This is a genomic window from Plantactinospora sp. ZYX-F-223, from assembly GCF_039649625.1.
GTDB lineage: Bacteria > Actinomycetota > Actinomycetes > Mycobacteriales > Micromonosporaceae > Plantactinospora.
Genome location: NZ_JBDJAV010000001.1, coordinates 228,452 through 248,729 on the forward strand (window position 1 = coordinate 228,452; position 20,278 = coordinate 248,729).

Annotated in this window: 18 protein-coding genes; 9 read left to right on the forward strand and 9 right to left on the reverse strand. The window is 73.4% G+C overall.

The window, feature by feature from the left end; all coding sequences use genetic code 11:
• Positions 1-440: 440 nt before the first annotated feature.
• Complete coding sequence (locus AAH979_RS00885; protein WP_101370253.1) at positions 441-1,127, reverse strand: IclR family transcriptional regulator; 687 nt, start codon at positions 1,125-1,127, stop codon at positions 441-443.
• A 49-nt stretch (positions 1,128-1,176) separates the two neighbouring features.
• Here AAH979_RS00885 and leuC point away from each other — a divergent pair, with 49 nt between their 5' ends.
• From leuC to AAH979_RS00900, 3 genes are all read left to right on the forward strand, one after another.
• Positions 1,177-2,631: a 3-isopropylmalate dehydratase large subunit gene (leuC, locus tag AAH979_RS00890; protein ID WP_346256241.1), complete on the forward strand. Its 1,455-nt coding sequence runs from the start codon at positions 1,177-1,179 to the stop codon at positions 2,629-2,631.
• A 14-nt stretch (positions 2,632-2,645) separates the two neighbouring features.
• Complete coding sequence (leuD, locus tag AAH979_RS00895; RefSeq protein ID WP_318395435.1) at positions 2,646-3,233, forward strand: 3-isopropylmalate dehydratase small subunit; 588 nt, start codon at positions 2,646-2,648, stop codon at positions 3,231-3,233.
• A gap of 174 nt (positions 3,234-3,407) precedes the next feature.
• The gene (locus AAH979_RS00900; protein WP_346256242.1) at positions 3,408-3,998 is read left to right on the forward strand and encodes an HU family DNA-binding protein; all 591 of its coding nucleotides are present in this window, start codon (positions 3,408-3,410) and stop codon (positions 3,996-3,998) included.
• A 261-nt stretch (positions 3,999-4,259) separates the two neighbouring features.
• Here the strand turns inward: AAH979_RS00900 and AAH979_RS00905 are convergent, their stop codons facing one another.
• The 5 genes from AAH979_RS00905 to cofC all read right to left on the reverse strand — a co-directional run bounded on the left by AAH979_RS00905 (position 4,260) and on the right by cofC (position 10,514).
• A complete protein-coding gene (locus AAH979_RS00905) occupies positions 4,260-5,237 on the reverse strand; it encodes a bifunctional NUDIX hydrolase/histidine phosphatase family protein (RefSeq protein ID WP_346256243.1) in 978 nt (325 codons plus the stop codon).
• Entirely contained in the window at positions 5,225-6,754 is a 1,530-nt protein-coding gene (locus tag AAH979_RS00910; RefSeq protein ID WP_346256244.1) for a CYTH and CHAD domain-containing protein, read from the reverse strand. Before AAH979_RS00910 ends, AAH979_RS00905 begins: the two co-directional genes overlap by 13 nt.
• Before the next feature lie 68 nt (positions 6,755-6,822).
• A complete protein-coding gene (locus tag AAH979_RS00915) occupies positions 6,823-8,979 on the reverse strand; it encodes an RNA degradosome polyphosphate kinase (protein WP_346256288.1) in 2,157 nt (718 codons plus the stop codon).
• 602 nt (positions 8,980-9,581) lie between these two features.
• Positions 9,582-9,779 carry a cold-shock protein gene (locus tag AAH979_RS00920; protein WP_318395431.1) on the reverse strand — a complete coding sequence of 66 codons (198 nt, stop codon included), beginning with the start codon at positions 9,777-9,779 and terminating at the stop codon, positions 9,582-9,584.
• Between the two features lie 90 nt (positions 9,780-9,869).
• Positions 9,870-10,514, reverse strand: coding sequence for a 2-phospho-L-lactate guanylyltransferase (cofC, locus tag AAH979_RS00925; RefSeq protein WP_346256245.1), 645 nt, complete (start codon positions 10,512-10,514; stop codon positions 9,870-9,872).
• A 245-nt stretch (positions 10,515-10,759) separates the two neighbouring features.
• On the opposite strand from cofC, the gene AAH979_RS00930 reads away from it, so the two are divergent.
• The 6 genes from AAH979_RS00930 to AAH979_RS00955 all read left to right on the forward strand — a co-directional run bounded on the left by AAH979_RS00930 (position 10,760) and on the right by AAH979_RS00955 (position 16,832).
• Positions 10,760-11,482: a lysophospholipid acyltransferase family protein gene (locus AAH979_RS00930; protein WP_346256246.1), complete on the forward strand. Its 723-nt coding sequence runs from the start codon at positions 10,760-10,762 to the stop codon at positions 11,480-11,482.
• A 111-nt stretch (positions 11,483-11,593) separates the two neighbouring features.
• Positions 11,594-12,589 (forward strand): NAD(P)H-dependent glycerol-3-phosphate dehydrogenase, encoded by a 996-nt coding sequence (locus AAH979_RS00935; RefSeq protein ID WP_346256247.1) that lies wholly within the window; start codon positions 11,594-11,596, stop codon positions 12,587-12,589.
• 26 nt (positions 12,590-12,615) lie between these two features.
• Entirely contained in the window at positions 12,616-13,740 is a 1,125-nt protein-coding gene (locus tag AAH979_RS00940) for a cystathionine gamma-lyase (protein ID WP_346256248.1), read from the forward strand.
• Positions 13,741-14,326: 586 nt separating this feature from the next.
• Positions 14,327-15,391, forward strand: coding sequence for an ROK family protein (locus tag AAH979_RS00945; protein WP_346256249.1), 1,065 nt, complete (start codon positions 14,327-14,329; stop codon positions 15,389-15,391).
• A gap of 223 nt (positions 15,392-15,614) precedes the next feature.
• The gene (locus tag AAH979_RS00950) at positions 15,615-16,070 is read left to right on the forward strand and encodes a hypothetical protein (protein ID WP_346256250.1); all 456 of its coding nucleotides are present in this window, start codon (positions 15,615-15,617) and stop codon (positions 16,068-16,070) included.
• A 99-nt stretch (positions 16,071-16,169) separates the two neighbouring features.
• Entirely contained in the window at positions 16,170-16,832 is a 663-nt protein-coding gene (locus AAH979_RS00955) for a DUF998 domain-containing protein (protein WP_346256251.1), read from the forward strand.
• Positions 16,833-16,933: 101 nt separating this feature from the next.
• Here the strand turns inward: AAH979_RS00955 and AAH979_RS00960 are convergent, their stop codons facing one another.
• From AAH979_RS00960 to AAH979_RS00970, 3 genes are all read right to left on the reverse strand, one after another.
• Positions 16,934-19,156: an MMPL family transporter gene (locus AAH979_RS00960; protein ID WP_346256252.1), complete on the reverse strand. Its 2,223-nt coding sequence runs from the start codon at positions 19,154-19,156 to the stop codon at positions 16,934-16,936.
• 166 nt (positions 19,157-19,322) lie between these two features.
• Positions 19,323-19,913, reverse strand: a complete 591-nt coding sequence (locus tag AAH979_RS00965) for an HD domain-containing protein (RefSeq protein ID WP_346256253.1) — start codon at positions 19,911-19,913, stop codon at positions 19,323-19,325.
• Positions 19,914-20,052: 139 nt separating this feature from the next.
• Positions 20,053-20,277, reverse strand: a complete 225-nt coding sequence (locus AAH979_RS00970; RefSeq protein WP_346256254.1) for a DUF397 domain-containing protein — start codon at positions 20,275-20,277, stop codon at positions 20,053-20,055.
• Between the last annotated feature and the right edge of the window lies 1 nt (position 20,278).

The following is a 20,278-nucleotide window of genomic DNA, read 5'->3' on the forward strand; positions in this document are numbered from 1 at the left end:
GCTCCGCGCCCGCCGCTCCGCCCCCGTTACCGACGCCCGACGCCCGCGAACTCCCGTGCCTCCTCGCCGGCCATCAGTCGACATGCCCTCGGCAGTCGTCCTGGCGTCGGCGGCGAGGTCTCTCCTCGGCCGAGCTGGCCGACCGCCGCCGGGACTGTCGAGCTGGGTGCACGGACGGGACTGTCGAGCTGGGTGCACGGACGGGGCAGCTCGACAGTCCGCCGGGCGGGAGTCCCGTCCGGCGTCGGCGTCGGGTTGCCGGCCGGGTGGGTGTCGGTCGGCTGGCGGCCTGCCGCGTGGAGGCCGCCCGGGAGGCGGCCCCGGGCAGAGTCCACTCCGGGCTTGAGTCCGCCTCGGGGTGAGTCCGCCTCGGGGTGAGTCGGCGGGCTGAGTCGGCCCCGCGCCGGTCATTCACCGCCCGGCCGCCGGCAGGAGTCGGGTTACAGGCCGCTCAACCGTTGGCCGGCCCGGACCACGGCCATCGCGTGCCGGTCGCCGGGTCGCCGGCCGAGCCGCTCGATCGGCCCGGAGATGCTGATCGCGGCGATCACCCGACCGGTCCGGTCCCGGATCGGCGACGAGACGCTCGCCACTCCGGCTTCGCGTTCGGCGACGCTCTGCGCCCAGCCCCGGCGACGCACCTCGGCGAGGGTGCGGCCGGTGAACTTGCACCGGGGGAGCAGCGGCATGACCGCCTCCGGCGGTTCCCAAGCCAGCAGGATCTGTGCGGCGGAACCCGCGGTCATCGGCAGCACCGAGCCGACCGGCACCGTGTCGCGCAATCCGCTGGCCCGCTCGGCGGCGGCCACGCAGATCCGCTCGTCCGCCCGGCGCAGATAGAGCTGGGCGCTCTCGCCGGTCGCGTCCCGGAGCGCCGAGAGCAGCGGCTCGGCCGCGGTCAGCAGTACGTCGGGGGCGGCGTTCGCCAACTCGCCCAAACGCGGCCCTGGGCGCCAGCGTCCCTGGGTGTCCCGGACCAGCATCCGGTGGATCTCCAGGGCCTGGGCCAGGCGGTGGGCCGTGGCCCGGGGCAGCTTGGTGCGATCGACGAGTTCGGCCAGGCTGGCGCCGTCGACGCAGGCGGCCAGGATGACCACCGCCTTGTCGAGAACGCCGACACCGCTCATACTGTGTCCCACAAGCCGAAACCTACCTCCCAGAATTTAGGATGTCCAGATGGTGGGAGTCACTCCAGAGCCGTCCTCGCCCAGGACCTTGGCCGAGAAGGTCTGGGATGCTCACGTGGTGCGATCCGCTGACGGTGAGCCGGACCTGCTCTATATCGACCTGCACCTGCTGCACGAGGTGACCAGCCCGCAGGCCTTCGACGGGTTGCGGATGGCGAATCGCAAGGTGCGCCGGCCCGATCTCACGCTCGCGACCGAGGACCACAACACCCCGACCGGTTACGACGACCCGTCGTTCCGGTCCCGGCGCGGTGACCTGCTCACCATCGCCGACCCGACCTCGCGGACCCAGATCGAGACGCTGCGCCGCAACTGCGCCGAGTTCGGCCTCAAGTTGCATCCGCTCGGCGACGACAACCAGGGCATCGTGCACGTGATCGGGCCGCAGCTCGGGCTGACCCAGCCGGGCCTGACCATCGTGTGCGGCGACTCACACACGGCCACCCACGGGGCGTTCGGTGCGCTGGCCTTCGGGATCGGGACCAGTGAGGTCGAACACGTCCTGGCGACCCAGACCCTGCCGCAGATCCGCCCGAAGACCATGGCGGTGACCGTGATCGGCGAGCTGGCCCCCGGGGTCACCGCCAAGGACCTGGTGCTGGCGCTGATCGCCCAGGTCGGCACCGGCGGCGGTCGCGGTCACATCGTGGAGTACCGGGGCGAGGCGATCAGCAGGCTCTCCATGGAGGGCCGGATGACCATCGCCAACATGTCCATCGAGTGGGGCGCCAAGGCCGGGATGATCGCGCCGGACGAGACCACCTTCGCCTATCTGTTGGGGCGGCCGAACGCCCCGCAGGGCGCGGACTGGGACGCGGCGCTCGAGTACTGGCGGACCCTGCCGACCGACCCGGGCGCGACCTTCGACAGCGAGGTGGTGCTGGACGCCAGCCGGATCAGCCCGTTCGTCACCTGGGGCACCAACCCGGGTCAGGGCACCGCGCTGGACGCGGCCGTGCCGGACCCGGAGGACTTCGTCACCGACGCCGAGCAGACCGCCGCCCGGCGGGCCCTGGAATACATGGACCTCAAGCCCGGCACCCCGCTCCGGGACGTACCGGTGGACGTGGTCTTCGTCGGCTCCTGCACCAACGGCCGGCTGGAGGACCTCCGGGCCGCCGCCGACGTGCTGCGCGGACACCGGGTGGCCGACGGGGTGCGGATGCTCGTCGTACCCGGGTCGGCAGCGGTCCGCGAGGCGGCCGAGCAGGAGGGGCTGGACCAGGTCTTCACCGAGGCGGGTGCCGAGTGGCGGTTCGCCGGCTGCTCCATGTGCCTGGGCATGAACCCGGACACCCTCAAGCCGGGCCAGCGCTCGGCCTCGACCTCCAACCGTAACTTCGAGGGCCGGCAGGGCCGGGGTGGGCGTACCCACCTGGTCTCGCCACCGGTCGCCGCCGCCACTGCCGTGGTGGGCCGGCTGGCCGCCCCGGCCGACCTGTGAAGGGCTGACCTGACATGGACAAGTTCACCGTGCACACCGGTACGGCGGTCCCGCTGCGCCGGTCCAACGTGGATACCGATCAGATCATCCCCGCCGTGTACCTCAAGCGGGTGACCCGGACGGGCTTCGCCGACGGCCTCTTCAGCGCCTGGCGGGAGGATCCGGCATTCGTACTCAACGATTCCTCATATTCTGGGGCGTCGATTCTCGTGGCCGGCCCCGAGTTCGGCACGGGCTCCTCCCGCGAGCACGCCGTGTGGGCGCTGCGCGACTGGGGGTTCCGGTCCGTCATCGCCCCCCGCTTCGGGGACATCTTCCGGGGGAACGCGCTCAAGGAAGGGCTCCTTCCGGTCGAGCTTGAATTGAAGGCCGTCGAGGCGTTGTGGGAGTTGGTGGAGTCCGACCCGACGGTCCGGATCACCGTCGACCTGACCGCCCGGGAGGTCCGGGCCGGGGAGGACACCTGGTCCTTCCCGATGGACGACTTCAGCCGCTGGCGGCTGATGGAGGGCTTGGACGACATTGGACTGACCCTCCGGCATGAGGCGGACATCACCGCGTACGAGGGCCGGCGATCCCCCTTCCGGCCCGTGGTGGCATAGGCCGAACCGCCGACCGCACAGTCGTTTTCGCCCCCGCCGGTTCGCCCGGCGGGGGTGAATCCGTTGCGACACAATGGGTTTTTTCGAGCAGATGTTTGTGTCCCGGTGGCACAGGGCATACCGTGCGCGCAGAATGGCTCGCGTTGAGTCCAGTTGCACATTGGGAGGGAAGTCGTGAACAAGGCCGAGCTCATCGAGGCTCTCGCCGCTCGTCTGGGAGACCGGAAGACGGCGACGTCGGCGCTCGACGCGGTCCTCGCGGAGGTCCAGGCGGCGGTCACCAAGGGCGATCGGGTTGCCATCACCGGGTTCGGGGTGTTCGAAAAGCGCGTGCGCGGTGCTCGAACAGCCCGCAACCCTCGTACCGGTGAATCGGTGAAGGTGAAGAAGACATCGGTTCCGGCCTTCCGGCCGGGCGCCGGGTTCAAGGAGATGGTGGCTAGCGGCAAGGCCCCGAAGAACACCGTGGCGGCGAAGAAGGCCGGCGCGGCGTCGACGGCCAAGTCGACCACTGCCAAGAAGACGACGACCAAGAAGGCGGCACCCGCCAAGACGACCGCCACCAAGGCGGCGGCGAAGAAGACGGCTCCGGCGAAGAAGGCCACCGGCGTCAAGAAGGCCACCACGGCCAAGAAGACGACGGCGGCGAAGAAGACGACGGCGGCCAAGAGCACGTCCACCCGCGCCACGGCGACCAAGAAGGCCACCACGGCCAAGAAGGCTCCGGCCAAGAAGGCTCCGGCCAAGAAGGCCGCCAAGCGCTGATCCGGGTACCGTCAGGGCGCCTCCGGCTCGTCCGGGGGCGCCCTTTCACGTTGTCCGGCACGGAAAACCCGGACCGCGCGGTCTCGTCCCCCGATGTCGGCAGGGCGTTAACGCCGCTCAGTGGCCCCTGGGCGGCCTGAAAGCCCGAGCCGGACCCTTCGGGGTACCCCTGGACCGACAGCCCCGGCAGGGCCGGGCAGGGCCGGGCAGGGCCGGGCAGGGCAGGGCAGGGATGTGCGAGCGGCGAACCGGGCAGGGCGGTCAGGGTGCGATGGCGGCGAGGCGGTCCGCGCCGTCTAGCCGGCTCAGCCCGACCAGCCGGTCGCCGCTGAAGGCGAGCAGCCAGCCGGTGCCCTTCCTGGTCCGGAAATCCTCCACCGACCGGGGAAGCGCGACCGGGCCGCTCGGGAGTACCAGGTCGGTCGGGTCGGTCGGTGCGGCGGACGCGGCGGCCAGCCGGGCCAACGCCTGCGGGATCACCTTTCCCTGGCTACAGACCACTGCCGGTTCGCCGGCCCGGGCCAGTTCGAGCAGGGCTCCGGCGGCGGCCAGGGCGTTCTCCTCGCCGTCCTGCCCCGGCTTCGGCTCGTCGTACGCGGAATCCACCTCGATCGGCCGGTCGAGCAGTTCGGCCAGGGGCTGCAGCGTCTGTACGCAGCGCCGGGGCGCCGCCGAACGCAGGCGTACCGGGCGGAGCAGCGCGAGCAGTCCGGCCAGCTCCCGGGCCTGGGCCAGACCGGCGCCCTCCAGCGGGCGGGCGGTGTCCGGCCCGGACCAGGTGCCCCGCTTGCCCGCCGGGGCGTGCCGGACCAGCCCCAGCACCACGGTCACCGGTGGCAGGGCGGCGAAGTCTTCAAGCACCCGCACGTCGTGCGGGTAGCTGACCAGCCGGGTGGCCTCGTCCAGCGGCAGCCAGCGTACGGCGTCGACCTCGGTCTCCGGCTGGAAACCGCCGTCGCCGGCGGCCCGCATGGACCAGAACTCGACCGTCTTCGGCGCACCGTCGCGCATCCGGTAGTGCACCGGGGGCAGCCGCACCTCCGGCACCCCGCGTACGTCGGCCTCCTCGGCCACCTCGCGCACCGCGGCGGTCAGCGGATGTTCCCCCGGGTCCAGCTTTCCCTTCGGCAGCGACCAGTCGTCGTAGCGGGGGCGGTGCACCAGGCACACCCGCACACCGTCGTCGCAGTGGCGCCAGACCACGCCACCCGCCGCGCGGACCGGTGTCACCCCAGCCATGCCGTCCGGCGTCCCCGGCTCGCCCGGCGCCACGCCTCGGGGAAGGCCGCCCGGGCGGTACGGACGGCGGCCCGCTCCCGTTCCACCAACCGGCCGGCGGTGACCGCCACCGCATGGTCGGCCGGGTCCTGTGCCGCGATCGACAGCCAGGTCTCGGCGGCGACCGCCGCGTCCTGGTGCTCGCCGAGCACGTCCTGCACCTTCGCCAGCGCCCTGGCCAGCTTCGCCGCGTCGCCGCCGAGCACCCCGGCGACGGCGTCGACGGCGTACCGGGCCCGCTTGCCGTTGATCCGTACCGCGTGCCAGCGCTCGTCCGGGGCGGCCGGGTCGAGGTCGGCGGCGCCGTCGACCTCGTCGTCGCCGTCGGTCAGCCGGTGCCAGGGGCGGGCGACCAGTCGGGGCAGCACCTCGTCGGCGGGTCCGTCGGCCCGGGTGGTCAGTTGCGGCGTCCGGGTGGCGTCGACCAGCGCCTCGACCAGGGCGTGGTAGCGCGCCGAGCCCAGCGCCTCGTCGACGTCGGCCAGCGCCGTTTCGTGCCGGGCCACCAGCACCGCGTCCATCCGCTCCACCGCCGCCGGGTCGAGCGGGCTGAGCGGGTCGGCGGCGGCCGTCCGGGACAGCCGGGCCCGCAGCACCTCGGCGTCCCGGGCCTGCCCCAGCACCCCCGCCAGCCACTTCAGCTCGTCCCGCAGCGGCTTGGCCCACGCCGTGCGGACCAGCGGCCCGAACGTCCGCAGGTCGCTGCGGAGCCGTCGGCAGCCGACCCGCATCTGGTGTACGGCGGTGTCGTCGTCGCCGACCGGCGCCCGCAACCGGACCAGCGGATCGTGTGCGAGCAGCCGGCCGACGCTGCGGCGGACCGCCGCCGCCACCACGTCCCCGGCGCTGGGCCGCTCGGGCAGCTCGCCCGGGGGCACCAGGTCGGGCGCCGCCTCGGCCGTCGCACCGAGTGCCCGGACGTGCTTCGGGGTGAAGTCACCGGTCCGGGCGCCGGCCGCGGTCAGCGCCGACCCCACCGCGTCGAGCAGGTCCCGTCCGCCGTCCTTGCGCTCCACCTCGATCTCGCGGAACGTCGACCGGACCTGCTTGCCGTCGCGCACCTGCACCGCGTCGTCGGCGAGTTCCGCCAGGGTCCGGTCGGCGCCGTCGCGCAGCTCGTACGCCCGCCGCACCGTGCGGACCACCGTCGCCGGCTTGAGTTCCGCGCCCCGGGAGTACGCGGTCACCAGCGCCACCAGGTCGGCCGGAACGCTCTTCGGCCGGCCCGTCCGGGAGATCTCGTGCCGTACGCCGGGACTGTCGGACGGGAGTTTGACCGTCCAGGGCAGCTCGTCACCCTTGCGGTGCCGCAGCGACACCCCGGCCCGGGCCAGCCGCAGGTCGGTGGTGTCGAGGTAGGTCGCGGTGAGCGTCACCGGGGGCAGTTCCACCACCCGTACGCCGTCCGGCACGACCGCGGACAGGTCGGGCAGGGTGAACTCCGGGTCGACGTCGTACTTCCGCTCCTCCTCCAGCATCGGCCAAGCCTAGTCCGGAATGTCGGCTCCGCCGAGCGTCCCTCGCTCCCGGCGGAGCACTCGGCGGCTCACTTGGCGGCTCCGGCGACCCGGCGCAGCTGCGCCTCCTGGAGGTTCACCAGCGGTGCCTCCAGGGTGCCCTTGCGTCGGGTCCAGCAGCCGTCCCCGGTCAGGTCGAACGCCTCCACCTGCGGGCTCATCGCGGCGGTCAGCAACTCGTCCAGCTCGGCCCGGGCGGTCGGGTCGGTCACCTGCACCAGCGCCTCCACCCGGCGGTCCAGGTTGCGGTGCATCAGGTCGGCGGAGCCGATCCAGAACTCGACACCGCCGTCCGATCCGCCGGCACCGCCGGTCGCGACGACCCCGCTGCCGAACCGGAACACCCGGGAGTGCTCGAGGAAGCGGCCGAGGATCGAGCGCACCCGGATGTTCTCCGACAGTCCCGGTACGCCCGGCCGCAGCGTGCACATCCCCCGGATCAGCAGGTCGACGTGCACCCCGGCCTGGGAGGCTCGGTAGAGCGCATCCACGATCGCCTCGTCGACCAGCGAGTTGACCTTGAACTGGACCAGGGCCGGCAGGCCCTGGTGGGCCCGGTCGATCTCGCCCTCGATCCGCTCGATCAGGCCGCGCCGGATGCCCTGCGGCGCCACCAGCAACCGCCGGTACGACGTCTGCCGGCTGTACCCGGTCAGCACGTTGAACAGGTCGGTCAGGTCGGCCCCGATCTCCGGGTCGGCGGTGAGCATGCCGAAGTCCTCGTAGAGCCGGGCGGTCTTCGGGTGGTAGTTGCCGGTGCCGATGTGGCAGTACCGGCGGATCTGATTGCCCTCCTGCCGGACCACCAGCGCGGTCTTGCAGTGCGTCTTGAGTCCGACCAGGCCGTAGACCACGTGGCAGCCGGCCCGCTCCAGCACCCGGGCCCAGCCGATGTTGGCCACCTCGTCGAACCGGGCCTTGATCTCCACCAGCACCACCACCTGCTTGCCGGCGGCGGCCGCGTCGATCAGCGCGTCGACGATCGGGGAGTCCCCGCTGGTGCGGTAGAGGGTCTGCTTGATGGCCAGCACGTTCGGGTCGGCGGCGGCCTGCTCGATGAACCGCTGCACGCTGGTCGAGAACGAGTGGTAGGGATGGTGCACCAGGATGTCGCCGTCGCGCAGGGTGGCGAAGACGCTCCGCGGAACCTCACCCTCGGCGAGCCGCGGATGGGTGGCCGGCACGAACGGCGGGTCCTTCAGCTCGGGCCGATTGGACTCGTTGTAGACCTGCCAGAGCGCGGTCAGGTCGAGCAGCCCCGGCACCCGCAGCACGTCCTGGCTGTCCATGTCGAGTTCCCGGACCAGCAGGTCGAGTACGTGGTCGGAGACGGAGGCGGCCACCTCCAGGCGTACCGGCGGGCCGAAGCGGCGCCGGGCGAGTTCCCGTTCCAGGGCTTGCAGCAGGTCCTCGTCCCGGTCCTCGTCGACCTCCACCTCGGCGTTGCGGGTGACCCGGAACAGGTGGCACTCCACCACCTGCATGCCGGAGAAGAGCTGGTCGAGGTGGGCCGCGATCAGGTCCTCCACCGGTAGGAACCGGTAGCCGGGCGCGTCCCGTTCGACCCGGACGAACCGGGGTACGTTGTTCGGCACCTTCACCCGGGCGAAGAGTTCGGATCCGTGGTCGGAGTCGCGCACCACCACCGCCAGGTTGAGCGACCGGCTGGAGATGTACGGGAACGGGTGCGCCGGGTCGACGGCGAGCGGGGTGAGCACCGGGAAGATCTGCTCCCGGAAGTACGCCCGCAGCCGCTGCCGCTCCGGCACGGGCAACTCGTCCCAGTGCAGCAGCGCGATGTTCTCGGTGGCCAGCTTCGGCATCACCTCGTCGACGAAGCACGCCGCGTGCCGGGCGACCAGGTCGGCAGCGCGTTCGGAGACCAGTTCGAGCTGGGTGGTCAGCGGCATCCGGTCGCCGCCCCGGACCGGCAGCCCGGCCTGCAACCGCCGCTTCAGCCCGGCGACCCGGACCATGTAGAACTCGTCCAGGTTGTTGGCGAAGATGGCGAGGAACTTGGCCCGCTCCAGCAGCGGGGTGTCCGGGTCCTCGGCCAGGGTCAGCACCCGGGAGTTGAAATCCAGCCAGGACAGCTCCCGGTTGAGGAACCGGTCCGACGGCAGCGGCGCGGCCGGTTCCCCGACCGGCTCGGCGGACGGCTCGGTCGCCTCGGCCCGGGCGGCCAGGGCGCTCTCCGGGACGGCGCTGCCCGGGCCGGTCGCCGGTGCCCCGCGCCGGCCGTGCGCCGGGTTGTCGGCCAGGCCGGTCGCCGGGCTCCGGTCCGGCCCGCCGGCCGCGGCGCGCGCCGAGTCGGCCGCCTGGTCCAGCGCCGCCGACCGGTCCGGCTCGGCGACGGTGTCCGGCTCGACGGTGCCGTCCGGCTCGCCTGCCGGCTCGCGGTCGGTGTGCCCCTCCGGCCGGTCACCGGCACCGGCCGGCCGCTCACCACCGCCGGCCCGGCCGCCCCGTGGGGTACGGGCCGTGCCCGGCGGCTGGTCTCCGCCCGTCCGGCCACCCCGGGGAGTACGGGGTGTGCGGGTGGAACCGGCCCCGGGCGGGGGTGCCGGGGCGGGACGGGACGGGCTCGCCTGCCGGGATTCGTCCGTCCCGTCCGGTGCCGGCTCCGGCGTCGGCCGTTCGCTGGCGCCGGACCGCGACTGGCGCTGGGAGCGTTCGGTGGCGCCGGACCGCGACTGGCGCTGGGAGAGGGGGCGTCGGGACGGCGGGGTGCTCACCACCCCATCATTCCCCGGCGGCGGTTAACGGAAAATGAACTTGACCGAGCGGATCAGGGGAAGGTCGGCAGCGTGACCCGGACCAGCGTGCCGGCGTCGTCGTGCTCCAGCCGGACCCGCTGACCCAACCGGAGCAGGCGCAGGCCGGAGGCGTCGAACGCGGTCGCCGGGAAGGTGACCCGGGAGCCGTCGTCGAGCAGCAGCGTGCCGGTCCTGGTCTGCGGGTCGTAGTCGGCCACCGTGCCCTGCATGCACAGCACCGTACACCGGTCCGCCGGGCGGCGGGTCGGCCTGCTGCGGCGGCGGCACCGGCAGCGGTCTGCCGCCGGTCGGGTCGTGACTCAGCGCTCGGCGCCGGCCGGTGCCGCCCGCCGGGTCAGCGCGGCGGTGTGCCGGCCGAGCCCGAGCGCCGCCGCGGCCCGCAGGTCCGCCGGGGTGTCGACGTCGCGGCGCAGCGTCGGCCAGGCGCCGGTGAGCGGACGGGCGCCGGAGGCCGCGTGCGCCGCCGCCGAGTGCGGGCCGAACCAGGGGTCCAGGGCCGCGCCGGGGGCGGCGGTGAGCAGTACGGTGCCGGTGCCGGGGGCGTCCGCGACGAACCGGCGTACCCCGGGCGAACCACCGGCGGCCCGCAGTGCCTCGGCCAGCTCGGCCGGGCGCAGTGCCGGCAGGTCGGCGGTGAGTGCCGCCACCGGGCCGCCGGAGGCCGCCGCCGCGCCCCGGACGAACGCGGGATTCAGCCCGGCGGTCGGCGGCTCCGACACGATCCGGGCGCCGAGCCGGCCCAGGGTCGCGGTGGCCGCCGGGTCGTCGGTCACCACCAGCAGTTCCCGGACGGCCGGACAGCCGAGTACGGCTTCGGCGGTGTCCTCGGCCAGGGCCAGGGCGAGCAGTTCGTGCGGTACGCCGTCGAGCGCGCCGCGCAGCCGGCTCTTCGCCGACCCGAGGCGCTTGACCGGCACCACCACGGTCCAGTTCCGCTCTGCCACGCGACAATCCTGCCAGCTCGCCGGCGGCCGCCCGGGTGTGGCGTACCCGGCTCCCGGGATACCCCTGGCTGGCCGTACCCGGGACGGGCAGGCATGATTTCGCTGCGGGCGGTGGCACCCCGGGCCCGGGTCGGTGGCAGGCCGGACGGGGTGGGCACAGGCGGTGTCACCTCGCCACCCGAGCCAGGACGCCCGGGTGGCGCCCCGGCCGGGCCGCGCCATAGTGGGGACGACGAGGAGGCACAGTGACACGGCGCAGGCTGGGATTCTGGCGACGGTTCGCCGTCTCGGTGGTCAAGCCGGTGCTGACCGTCTGGACGCGGCGTGACTGGCGCGGCATGGAGCATGTCCCGTCGTCCGGTGGCGTGATCATCGTGCCGAACCACCTCTCCCACTTCGACCCGCTGGTCTCGGCGCACTTCATCTACGACTCCGGCCGCTGGCCCAGCTATCTGGGCAAGGCGAGCATCTTCAAGGTGCCGGTGCTCGGCAAAATCCTGCTGAAGTGCCAGCAGATCCCGGTGGAGCGCGGCACCGTCGACGCGGCCAGGTCACTGGAGGCGCTGGACCGGGCGATCCGCTCCGGTGCCGCCGTCGTGATCTACCCGGAGGGCACCACCACCCGGGAGCCCGAGCTGTGGCCGATGCGCGGCAAGACCGGCGCCGCCCGGCTCGCCCTGGCCACCGGTGCCCCGGTGGTGCCGGTGGTGATGTGGGGACCACAGCGGATCTTCGACCCACGGACGAAGAAGGTCAGCCTCCGGCCGCGTACCCCGGTGACGGTGGTCGCCGGTCCACCGGTGGACCTGAGCCGGTGGGCCGGTGCGGCACCGAGCAAGGCCGTACTGGACGAGATGACCGATGCCATCATGCTGCGGCTGCGCGACATGCTCGCCGAGATCCGCCGCGGGACGCCCCCGCCGCTCTGGTCGGCGCAGGCGAACCGCCGCACCGAGGATCGGGCATGAGCGAGCGTAGCGAGCGAATCAGTCAGCTCAGTGTGATTGAGCCTCATGACGGCACGGAGCGCAGCGGAGTGCCGGCATGAGCGAGCGTAGCGAGCGAAGCGGAGTGTCGGCATGAGCCACGTCGCCGTGCTCGGCGCCGGCTCCTGGGGTACGGCCTTCGCGAAGGTGCTCGCCGACGCCGGCCGGGACGTGCTGCTCTGGGCCCGCCGCCCGGCGGTGGCCGAGGCGATCCGCACCACCCGGACCAACCCCGACTACCTGCCCCGGCTGCGGCTGCCGGTGGCGGTACGCGGCACCGCCGAGGCCGCCGAGGCGATCACCGGCGCCGACCTGGTGGTGCTGGCGGTACCGGCGCAGACGCTGCGCGGCAACCTGGCCGAGTGGGCCCGGCACCTGGAACCCGACTCGACGCTGGTCTCCCTGATGAAGGGGATCGAACTGGGCACCACCAAGCGGATGAGCGAGGTGATCGTGGAGACCGCCGGGGTGGCCGCGGACCGGGTCGTCGTGGTCTCCGGCCCCAACCTGGCCGCCGAGATCGCCGCCGAGCAACCCGCCGCGACCGTGGTGGCCTGCACCGACACCGACCGGGCGAACCTGGTGCAGGCGTCGGTCAGCACGCCGTACCTCCGGCCGTACACCAACGACGACGTGATCGGCTGCGAGCTGGGCGGTGCGGTCAAGAACGTGATCGCGCTGGCGTACGGCATGATCGCCGCGATGGGGCTCGGCGACAACACCCGGGCGAGTCTGATCACCCGGGGGCTGGCGGAGACGGCCCGGCTCGGGGTGGCGCTCGGCGCCGACCCGCTCACCTTCGCCGGCCTGGCCGGCCTCGGTGACCTGGTCGCCACCTGTTCGTCGCCGCTGTCCCGGAACCGGACCTTCGGCGAGCACCTCGGCCGGGGCGAGACCCTGGAGCAGGCGCAGGCCGCGACCCGGCAGACCGCCGAAGGGGTGAAGAGCTGCCTGGCGATCCGGGACCTGTCCCGGGCGCACGGGGTGGAGATGCCGATCACCGAGCAGGTCGAGCGGGTCTGCCACGAGGGCGCCGACCCGCACACCGCGATGGCCGTGCTGATGAGCCGCAAGCCGAGGCCCGAGTGACCGGCGTCGATCCACGGAAGGACACCATGCCCGACCAGTCGAACTACGGTGACGGCACCCGGAGCGTGCACGCCGGTCTGCCGGAGCCGGTGCCCGGGCAGCCGTTCCTGCCCGGGCCGGTCTTCGCCGCCCCCTACCACCTGGACCCGGCGATCGGCCCGGAGGCGACCCCGAACGGGTACGGCCGGCCGGACAACCCGACCCGGCGCGGACTGGAGGCGGCCATCGGTGAGCTGGAAGGTGGGGACTGCCTCGCCTTCGCCAGCGGGCAGGCCGCGATCACGGCGGTGCTGCTCTCGGTGCTCCGGCCCGGTGACACCGTGCTGCTCCCCACCGACGGGTACTTCCCGGTGCGGGCGTTCGCCGCCGAGACGCTGCGCGGGATCGGGGTACGGGTCGACTTCGTGCCGACCGCCGGCCCGTACCCGGCGTTCGACGGCGTACGGCTGGTGCTGGTCGAGACACCGGCCAACCCGGGCCTGGACGTCTGCGACATCGCCGAGCTGGCCGCCCGGGCGCACGCCGCCGGTGCGCTGCTCGCGGTCGACAACACCACCGCGACACCGCTCGGCCAGCGACCGCTGGACCTGGGTGCCGACCTGGTGGTCGCGTCCGGCACCAAGGCGTTGACCGGGCACTCGGACCTGCTGCTCGGTTACGTGGCCAGCCGGACCGCCGGGCTGCTGGAGACGATCCGGGGCTGGCGGGCCACCACCGGCTCGATCCCGGGCGCCTTCGACGCGTGGCTGGCGCACCGGTCACTGGCCACGCTGGACCTGCGGCTGGCCCGGCAGAGCGCCAACGCGGCGGCGGTGGCGGCGACGCTGCGGGCCCGCTCCGACGTCTCCGGCGTACGCTGGCCGGGGCTCGCCGACGACCCGGCGTACCCGATCGCCAGCCGGCAGCTCCGGCGGGTGCCCGGGATCGTCGCGTTCGACCTCGGCGACGCCGACCGGGTGACGCGGTTCCTCACCGCCAGCCGGCTGGTCTTCGCGGCGACCTCCTTCGGCGGGCTGCACACCAGCGCCGACCGGCGGGCCCAGTGGGGCGACGACGTCTCCGCCGGATTCGTGCGGCTCTCCTGCGGGGTCGAGGACGCCGCCGACCTGGTCGCCGACCTGACCACCGCGCTCGACGCGGCCGGCGGGTAGCACTTCGGCCTCCGAGGCGGGTAGCGGGCACGGCGCGGCCACTCCGACCCCGATCCCCGTCCCTGCACCCAGCTCAACCCCGACCCGTCCACCCGACGAGCAACCCCCACGCCCGCCAGACCAACTCCACCCGGCCGACTGTCGAGCTGCCCCGTCCCTGCACCCGACCCAACCCCGACCCGACCAGCAACCCCCACGCCCGCCGCCGGAGGGACCTCGCCCCACGGACTGTCAGGGCGCCCCGTCTGTGCACCCAGCTCGACAGTCTCCGCAGCAGGGTCATGTCCGGCGGCGAGGCATGGCGGCTCCGGGTGTTGAGCGCTGGACGGAGAGGCGGATCGGCGTCCGCGAATCCGACCGCCGGACCGCGCTCTCCTGCGCGCATCTGGTGGACCGGATCGACGCGCCGTCGAGGGCTGGACGACGCCCCTTCCGGCGACCGGTGGTCCGGAATCCGGGGCCGGTCGCGACGTCTCGGTGGCGGCAGGGGGTGCGGGAGTGGCTCGGGTACGGCAGGGTATGAACATCGGGCGGCTGCCGACGCCGGGATCGGGTCCGGGCCGGCCGGCGTACCGGGAGGCACACCATGACGAACTCGGAAATACCGGTCGTGGTCGGGCTCGACAACGGCGGTAACAGCAACAACGCCACCGTGCTGGACGCGACCGGCCGGTTCCTGGTCGACCAGTTGGTCGAGAGCCCGTGCCAGGTGCTGGAGGGCCCGGAGGCGGCGGTCGAGGCGCTGGCGGGGGCGATGGCACAGGTGCTGGCGCGTACCGGCACCCGGCCGGAGCAGGTCCGGGCCGTCGGGCTGGACACCCCGGGGCCGGCCAGCGCCACCGGGGTCATCTCGTCGAAGGGCTCGACGAACTTCTCCCAGCCGGCCTGGCGCGGCTACGACATCCGGGGCGCCCTCGAACGCCGGCTCGGCCTGCCGGTGGTCTACCACAACGACGGCAACGCGGCCGCGCTCTACGCCCACCACTCCTACTTCGGCGCCGACGCGCCGCAGCGGTCGTCGGTCTCCGCCATCGTGGGCACCGGACTCGGCGGTGGCGTGGTGGTGTGCGGGCAGGTGGTGACCGGTACCGCCGGGATGGCCGGCGAGCTCGGGCACGTGCACATCCCGATGTTCGGCCTGCTCGCCGAGGGGCAGCCGGTGCCGGTCTGCAACTGCGGGTTCGTCGGGGACGTGGAGAGTGTCGCCTCGCTGACCGGCATCCGGCGCAACCTGCTGCCGTACTGGCTGGGCCGGTACGCCGGGCACCCGCTCGGCGATCTCGACCCGGTGAGTGCCGCCAAGCAGGTCCGGTCGTACGGGGTGGACGGCGACCCGATGGCGCTGCGGATCTTCGAGCAGCAGGCGATGGCCCTGGGCCGGCTCTTCACCATCGTCGCCAACTTCACCGACCCGGACGGGTACTTCGTCGGCGGTGGCGTGGTCGAGGCGGCGCCGGAGTTCCGGGACTGGTTTCTGGCCACCGTCCGGGAACACACCACGCTCCGGACCGAGCAGGCCGAGCGGGCCCGGTTCGCGCTGGTGCCGGATCTCGACATGGCCGGGGCCCGGGGCGCCGCCATCGCCGCGCTGAAGCTGCTGGACGGTGCGGCCAGCCCGGCCGTCCGAGGGCAGGATCAGCCGGCCAACTGAGACTTCGGCCGGGCGTCAGCCGTGCGACTTCGCCAGGTTGACGAACGCCCGCCACGCAGCCGGCGCCCCCGGAGGTGACGCGGAACGCCCCGCCTCCGTCGCCCCGGCCCAGGGCGACGAATCGCAGGGCAGACCCGGCATGGAACGGGAACACGGCCACCACGTAGGCGGGTCCGGTCGGCTGTCGCGCCTACCGGGGCGCCCGGGCCGAAGCCGATCAGTGATGGGCGTCGTCGTGCTGCGGGACCTGACGAAGCTGACCGACCCGAACCGTCCGCACTCGCCCCGCCGCCCATTGTGGACGTGCCGCCAGTGCGGCTCCCCCTGGCCGTGCCTGTTGAGCAAATGGTCGCTGCTGGTGGAGTTCCGGCAGGAGCCGCTGTCGCTGTTCGGGTACCTCGGGGCGGCCCTGTTCGAGGCGGCCGGGGACCTGTTCCGACTGAGCCCGAACCCCGGGCCGTACCCGGCCGAACTGCACCGCCGGTTCCTCGGCTGGGTGCCGACGGAAAGGATGATCAGGCGGGCGCTCGCGCAACGGGTGGCCGGTCTCCCGGCGCACCCGGCCGCCTCGTCCCCTCCGGCGGTCTCGGCGCAGCGACAGGCATACGGCGGCCCGGGGCGCGGCGGAAGCGGGCCGGGATGCCCGTGTCGATGGTGCTGGGGGGAGTGCCGGCGGTAGGGGAAACCCGACCCTGACCTGCTCAGGGTCGCGGAACCCCGGGATCGGTCCGGGATCACGCCGGATTCGCCGACGCGGCGGCGCGACGACGCTGGTCACATGATGTCCGGATCCCTACCGCAGCCGTGGACCGCTCGACCGCTGACCCTGGTCGCGGCGCTCGGCATGTGCCTGACGGCGACCCTGGGCGTCGCGGCGCACCTCGCCCCCGACCCCGGGATGAGCCCGCTGTCGCTCACCATCAGCGACTACGCGGTGTCGAACAACGGCTGGCCGATGAACGTCGCGATCCTGATCCTCGGGATCACCTCGCTGGCCGTGCCACTGGCGTTGCGGGCCGCCCGGGTCAGGGTGGGACGCCTCGCCGAGGCGCTGCTGCTGGTCTGGTGCCTGGGGCTGATCGCCTCGGCGCTGATCCCGACCGACCCGATCGGGGTGGTCGAGCTGAGTACCCAGGGCTACGTGCACAGGTACGTCTCGGTCGCCGCCTTCGTCGCCCTGCCGGTCGCGACGCTGCTGGCCATCCGCCGGCTCGCCGCCGACGCCCGCTGGCGGGATGCCGTACGCCGGTTGCGGGCGCTGGCGGTGACCAGCGTGCTCGCGCTGCTCGCGCTCTACTACGTCGCGTTTCCCGGTGGTCGGGTGATGATGGGCCTGGTCGAACGGATCCTGGTGCTGGTCGAGTTGGCGCTGCTCGCGGTGTTGGTGGCGCGGCTACATCGGGTCGCCGGCAACCCGTCCCGGGCGGTCCCGGCCCGCTAGCAGCCCGCGTCGGAGTCCCGCAAGCATCGGTCCGAGCCGCTCGCGCCAGTCGTCGAGCTTCGCTTCGGTCACGTCCGGCATCCAGATCACAGTAGCCGGGATCAGCGTCGCGGTCCCAGCACCGTCAGCTCCATCGTCGGTGCCTCCGCCGGGTCGACCGGCGACCGCCGGTTCCCCCGCAGCCAGCGCGGCGCCCACCAGTTCGCCTCGTCGAGCAGCCGCATCAGGGCGGGGAGCACGAGTCCGCGGATCACGGTGGCGTCGATCAGGATCGCGGCGGCGAGGCCGACCCCGAGCTGCTTGTACTCCAGGATCGACAGGGTCGCGAAGACCGCGAAGACCGCCACCATGATGATCGCGGCGCTGCTCACCACACCGGCGGACGAGACGATCCCGCGTTCGATCGCGACCCGGGTCGGCACGCCGTGCAGCACCGCCTCGCGGATCCGGCTGACCACGAAGACGTGGTAGTCCATGGAGAGCCCGAAGAGGATGACGAAGAGCATCAGCGGCAGCCAGGAGACGACCGCGCCGTTGCTCTGGAAACCGAGCAGCTCCTCCGCCCAGGAGTGCTGGAACACCAGCACCAGCAGCCCGTACGAGGCGGCGACGGAGAGGGCGTTGAGCAGGATCGAGGTCAACGCCACGGGTACGGACCGGAAGCTGCCGAGCATGACCAGGAAGGTGACGGCGAGGACGAAGCCGAGCACCGACGGCAGCGAGTCCGACATCTGGTCCAGGAAGTCCTGGCCGCTGGCGGTACGGCCGGCGACCGCGTAGTCGGTGTCCGGCACCCGGCCGACGGTGGCCGGCAACAGCTCGGCCCGGAGCCGGCGCAGCGTCTGGACCGCCTCGTCGCTGCCGGCCGGACCGGCGACGTACACCGAGACGAGCCGGACCAGGCCGTCGGCGGAGCGCCGTACCGTGGGCTCCCGGTCGTGGGCGAAGCCGGCCGCGTCGCGCAGCCGGATGCCGAGTTCGGTCAGCGCCCGGTCCAGCTCGGCGCCGTGCCCGGCCCCGGTGCGGATCGCGACGGTGTGGCTGGTGCCGAGATCGTTGCTGGGGAACGCCGCCGCCAGCCGGTCGTAACCGCGCAGGATCGGGATGGAGCGCGGCAGGTCCGCCGAGGTCGGCCGGGCGAGCCGCATGTCGAGGGCCGGGGCCGCGAGGGCGAGCAACGCGAGTACGGCGACCAGCAGCGTCGGCGCCGGCCAGCGCAGCGCCGGCCGGAGTACCACCGACCAGAACCGGTTCCGGCCGGCCCGCTCGATCCGGCGGCCGAGGAACGGCACCCGGGGCCGGTCCACCCACCGCCCCAGCGTGACCAGTACCGCCGGCAGCACGGTCAGCGAGCCGAGCATCGCGACCCCGACCACCAGGATCGAGCCGGTCGCCATCGAACTGAAGGTGTTCTCGCCGACCAGGTAGAGCCCGGCCATCGCCACCATCACCGCCAGCCCGGAGACGAGTACCGCGTGCCCGGAGGTGGCGGCGGCGATCTCGACCGCGCTGCGGTGGTCCCGGCCCCGGGCCCGCTCCTCGCGCTCCCGCCGCAGGTAGAACAGGGAATAGTCGACCCCGACCGCCATCCCGATCAGCAGGATGACGCTGTTCACCAGTTCTCCGGCGGGGAAGACGTGCGACGCGAACGCGGCCAGCCCGAACGCGGCGGCCACCGCCGACAGCGCCAGCAGCACCGGTACGCCCGCCGCGATCAGCGCGCCGAAGCTGACCACCAGGATGCCCAGGGCCACCGGCACGCTGATCAGTTCGGCCCGCCGGAAGTCCGCGCCCAGCGTCTCGGTCAGGGCCTTGCCGAGCGAGGCACTGCCGATCTGCTCGATCCGCAGGTCCGGAAATTCCCGCTGGACCTCGGCGGTACTGGCCAGCAGCGCCGGTACCTGCCGTTCGGCGGCGTCGGCCGTACCGTCCGGCGTGCCGGCGAGCACCACCTCGACCAGCAGCGCGGTGCCGTCCGGCGCGGGCAGCGGCGGCCGCACCTCCGCGACCTCCGGCAGGGTACGCATCCGGGTGCCGACCTCGGCCGCCGCCGCCTCGGCCCGGTCCCGGTCGAGCGCACCGGTCACGGGCGTGATCAGGACGTTCTCCGTCACCGGCGGCTCGGCGAACCGGCCGTCCCGCTCGATCCGGTCGGCCCGGGCCAGTTCGCCGTGCAGGCTGTTCGCCCCGGTCGCCGGCACGGTGCCGACGGCCGAGCCGCCGATGACACAGGCGGCGACGAAGAGCAGCCAGCCGAGGATGGCGAGTCGGGGGCGGGTGGCGCTCCACCGGCCGATCCGCACGGTCAGGGGAATACGTTTCACAGGTCGGAGTCCTCAACGCTGTCGGATGATCCAGGACCCGTCTCGGGTCCGTTCCGACGTTAGAAATCCGCCCGGACGTCCACCATGAGGTGCGGCATCCGTCCCAGGGCGGCCGGCCGCAATCGGCGTACTGCGGCAGACCACACCCCGCCGGCCGGTGCGCAGGTCAGCCGACGGGATAGCGGGACTGGAAGTCGAGGCGCGCGTCGGCCTCCTCGGCGATCCCGGTCAGTACGTCGTCGAGGGCCAGGAACGCGGCCCAGCGCTGCTGCCCGCCGGCCGCCGCCAGGCGGTCCACGATCCGGGTTTCGAGGTCGGCTTCGCGTCGGCCCTTCCAGACCTTGTCGGCGAGGCTGACCAGCAACTCCTCGATCGTCGCGTCCGGGGAGTCCCAGCGGGCGTGGCTGGCGGCGAACCGGGCCAAGGCTGGTGGGACGCCGTACCCGATCAGGAGCTCGCGGCCGGCGGGCTCGTGCCGCGAGCCGGGCCCGGAGAGCTCCTCGGGATGGCGGGTCTTGCCGATGTCGTGGGTGGCCGCGCCGAAGAGCACCGCCCCGTGGTCGACGGCGAGCTCGGGACAGTGCTGGCCGAGCCAGTCGAGCAACTGGGCCGCGACGTCGTGCACCGCGCGCAGGTGTGCGGCCAACCGGGCCGGGGCGTTCGACCTGAGCAGCAGCTCGGCGGCCTCCGGCGGGAGCGGTCGCAGCGGCGGCGTGCCGGGGTCGGTGAGGGCGCGGTGCAGCGCGGTGGCGGTCACGCCGATCAAGGGTAGCCACCGCCACGCCCCCTGACCGCCGACCCGGACCGGCGGAACAGGGGGCGTGGGGCACCGGAGCTGGGCGGGCCGAGCCTTGCCGGGGGGACGCAGCTCGGTGACCGCCGACCTCCCCCGCAGGTCAGGGGAGAACGGGGGAGGTGGGCAGCGCGGTGGTGAATGCGGTCCAGGCGGCCGGTGCGAAGACCAGCACCGGGCCGGTGGTGTCCTTGGAGTCGCGTACGGCCACGACGTCGTCGGCGGCCCCGGCGAGCAGGGCGAACTCGACGCAGGCGCCCTGGTCTCCGCTGTGGCTGCTCTTGCGCCAGGGTGCCCGGCCGAGCAGGTCGGTCGTCTCCGGTGACATG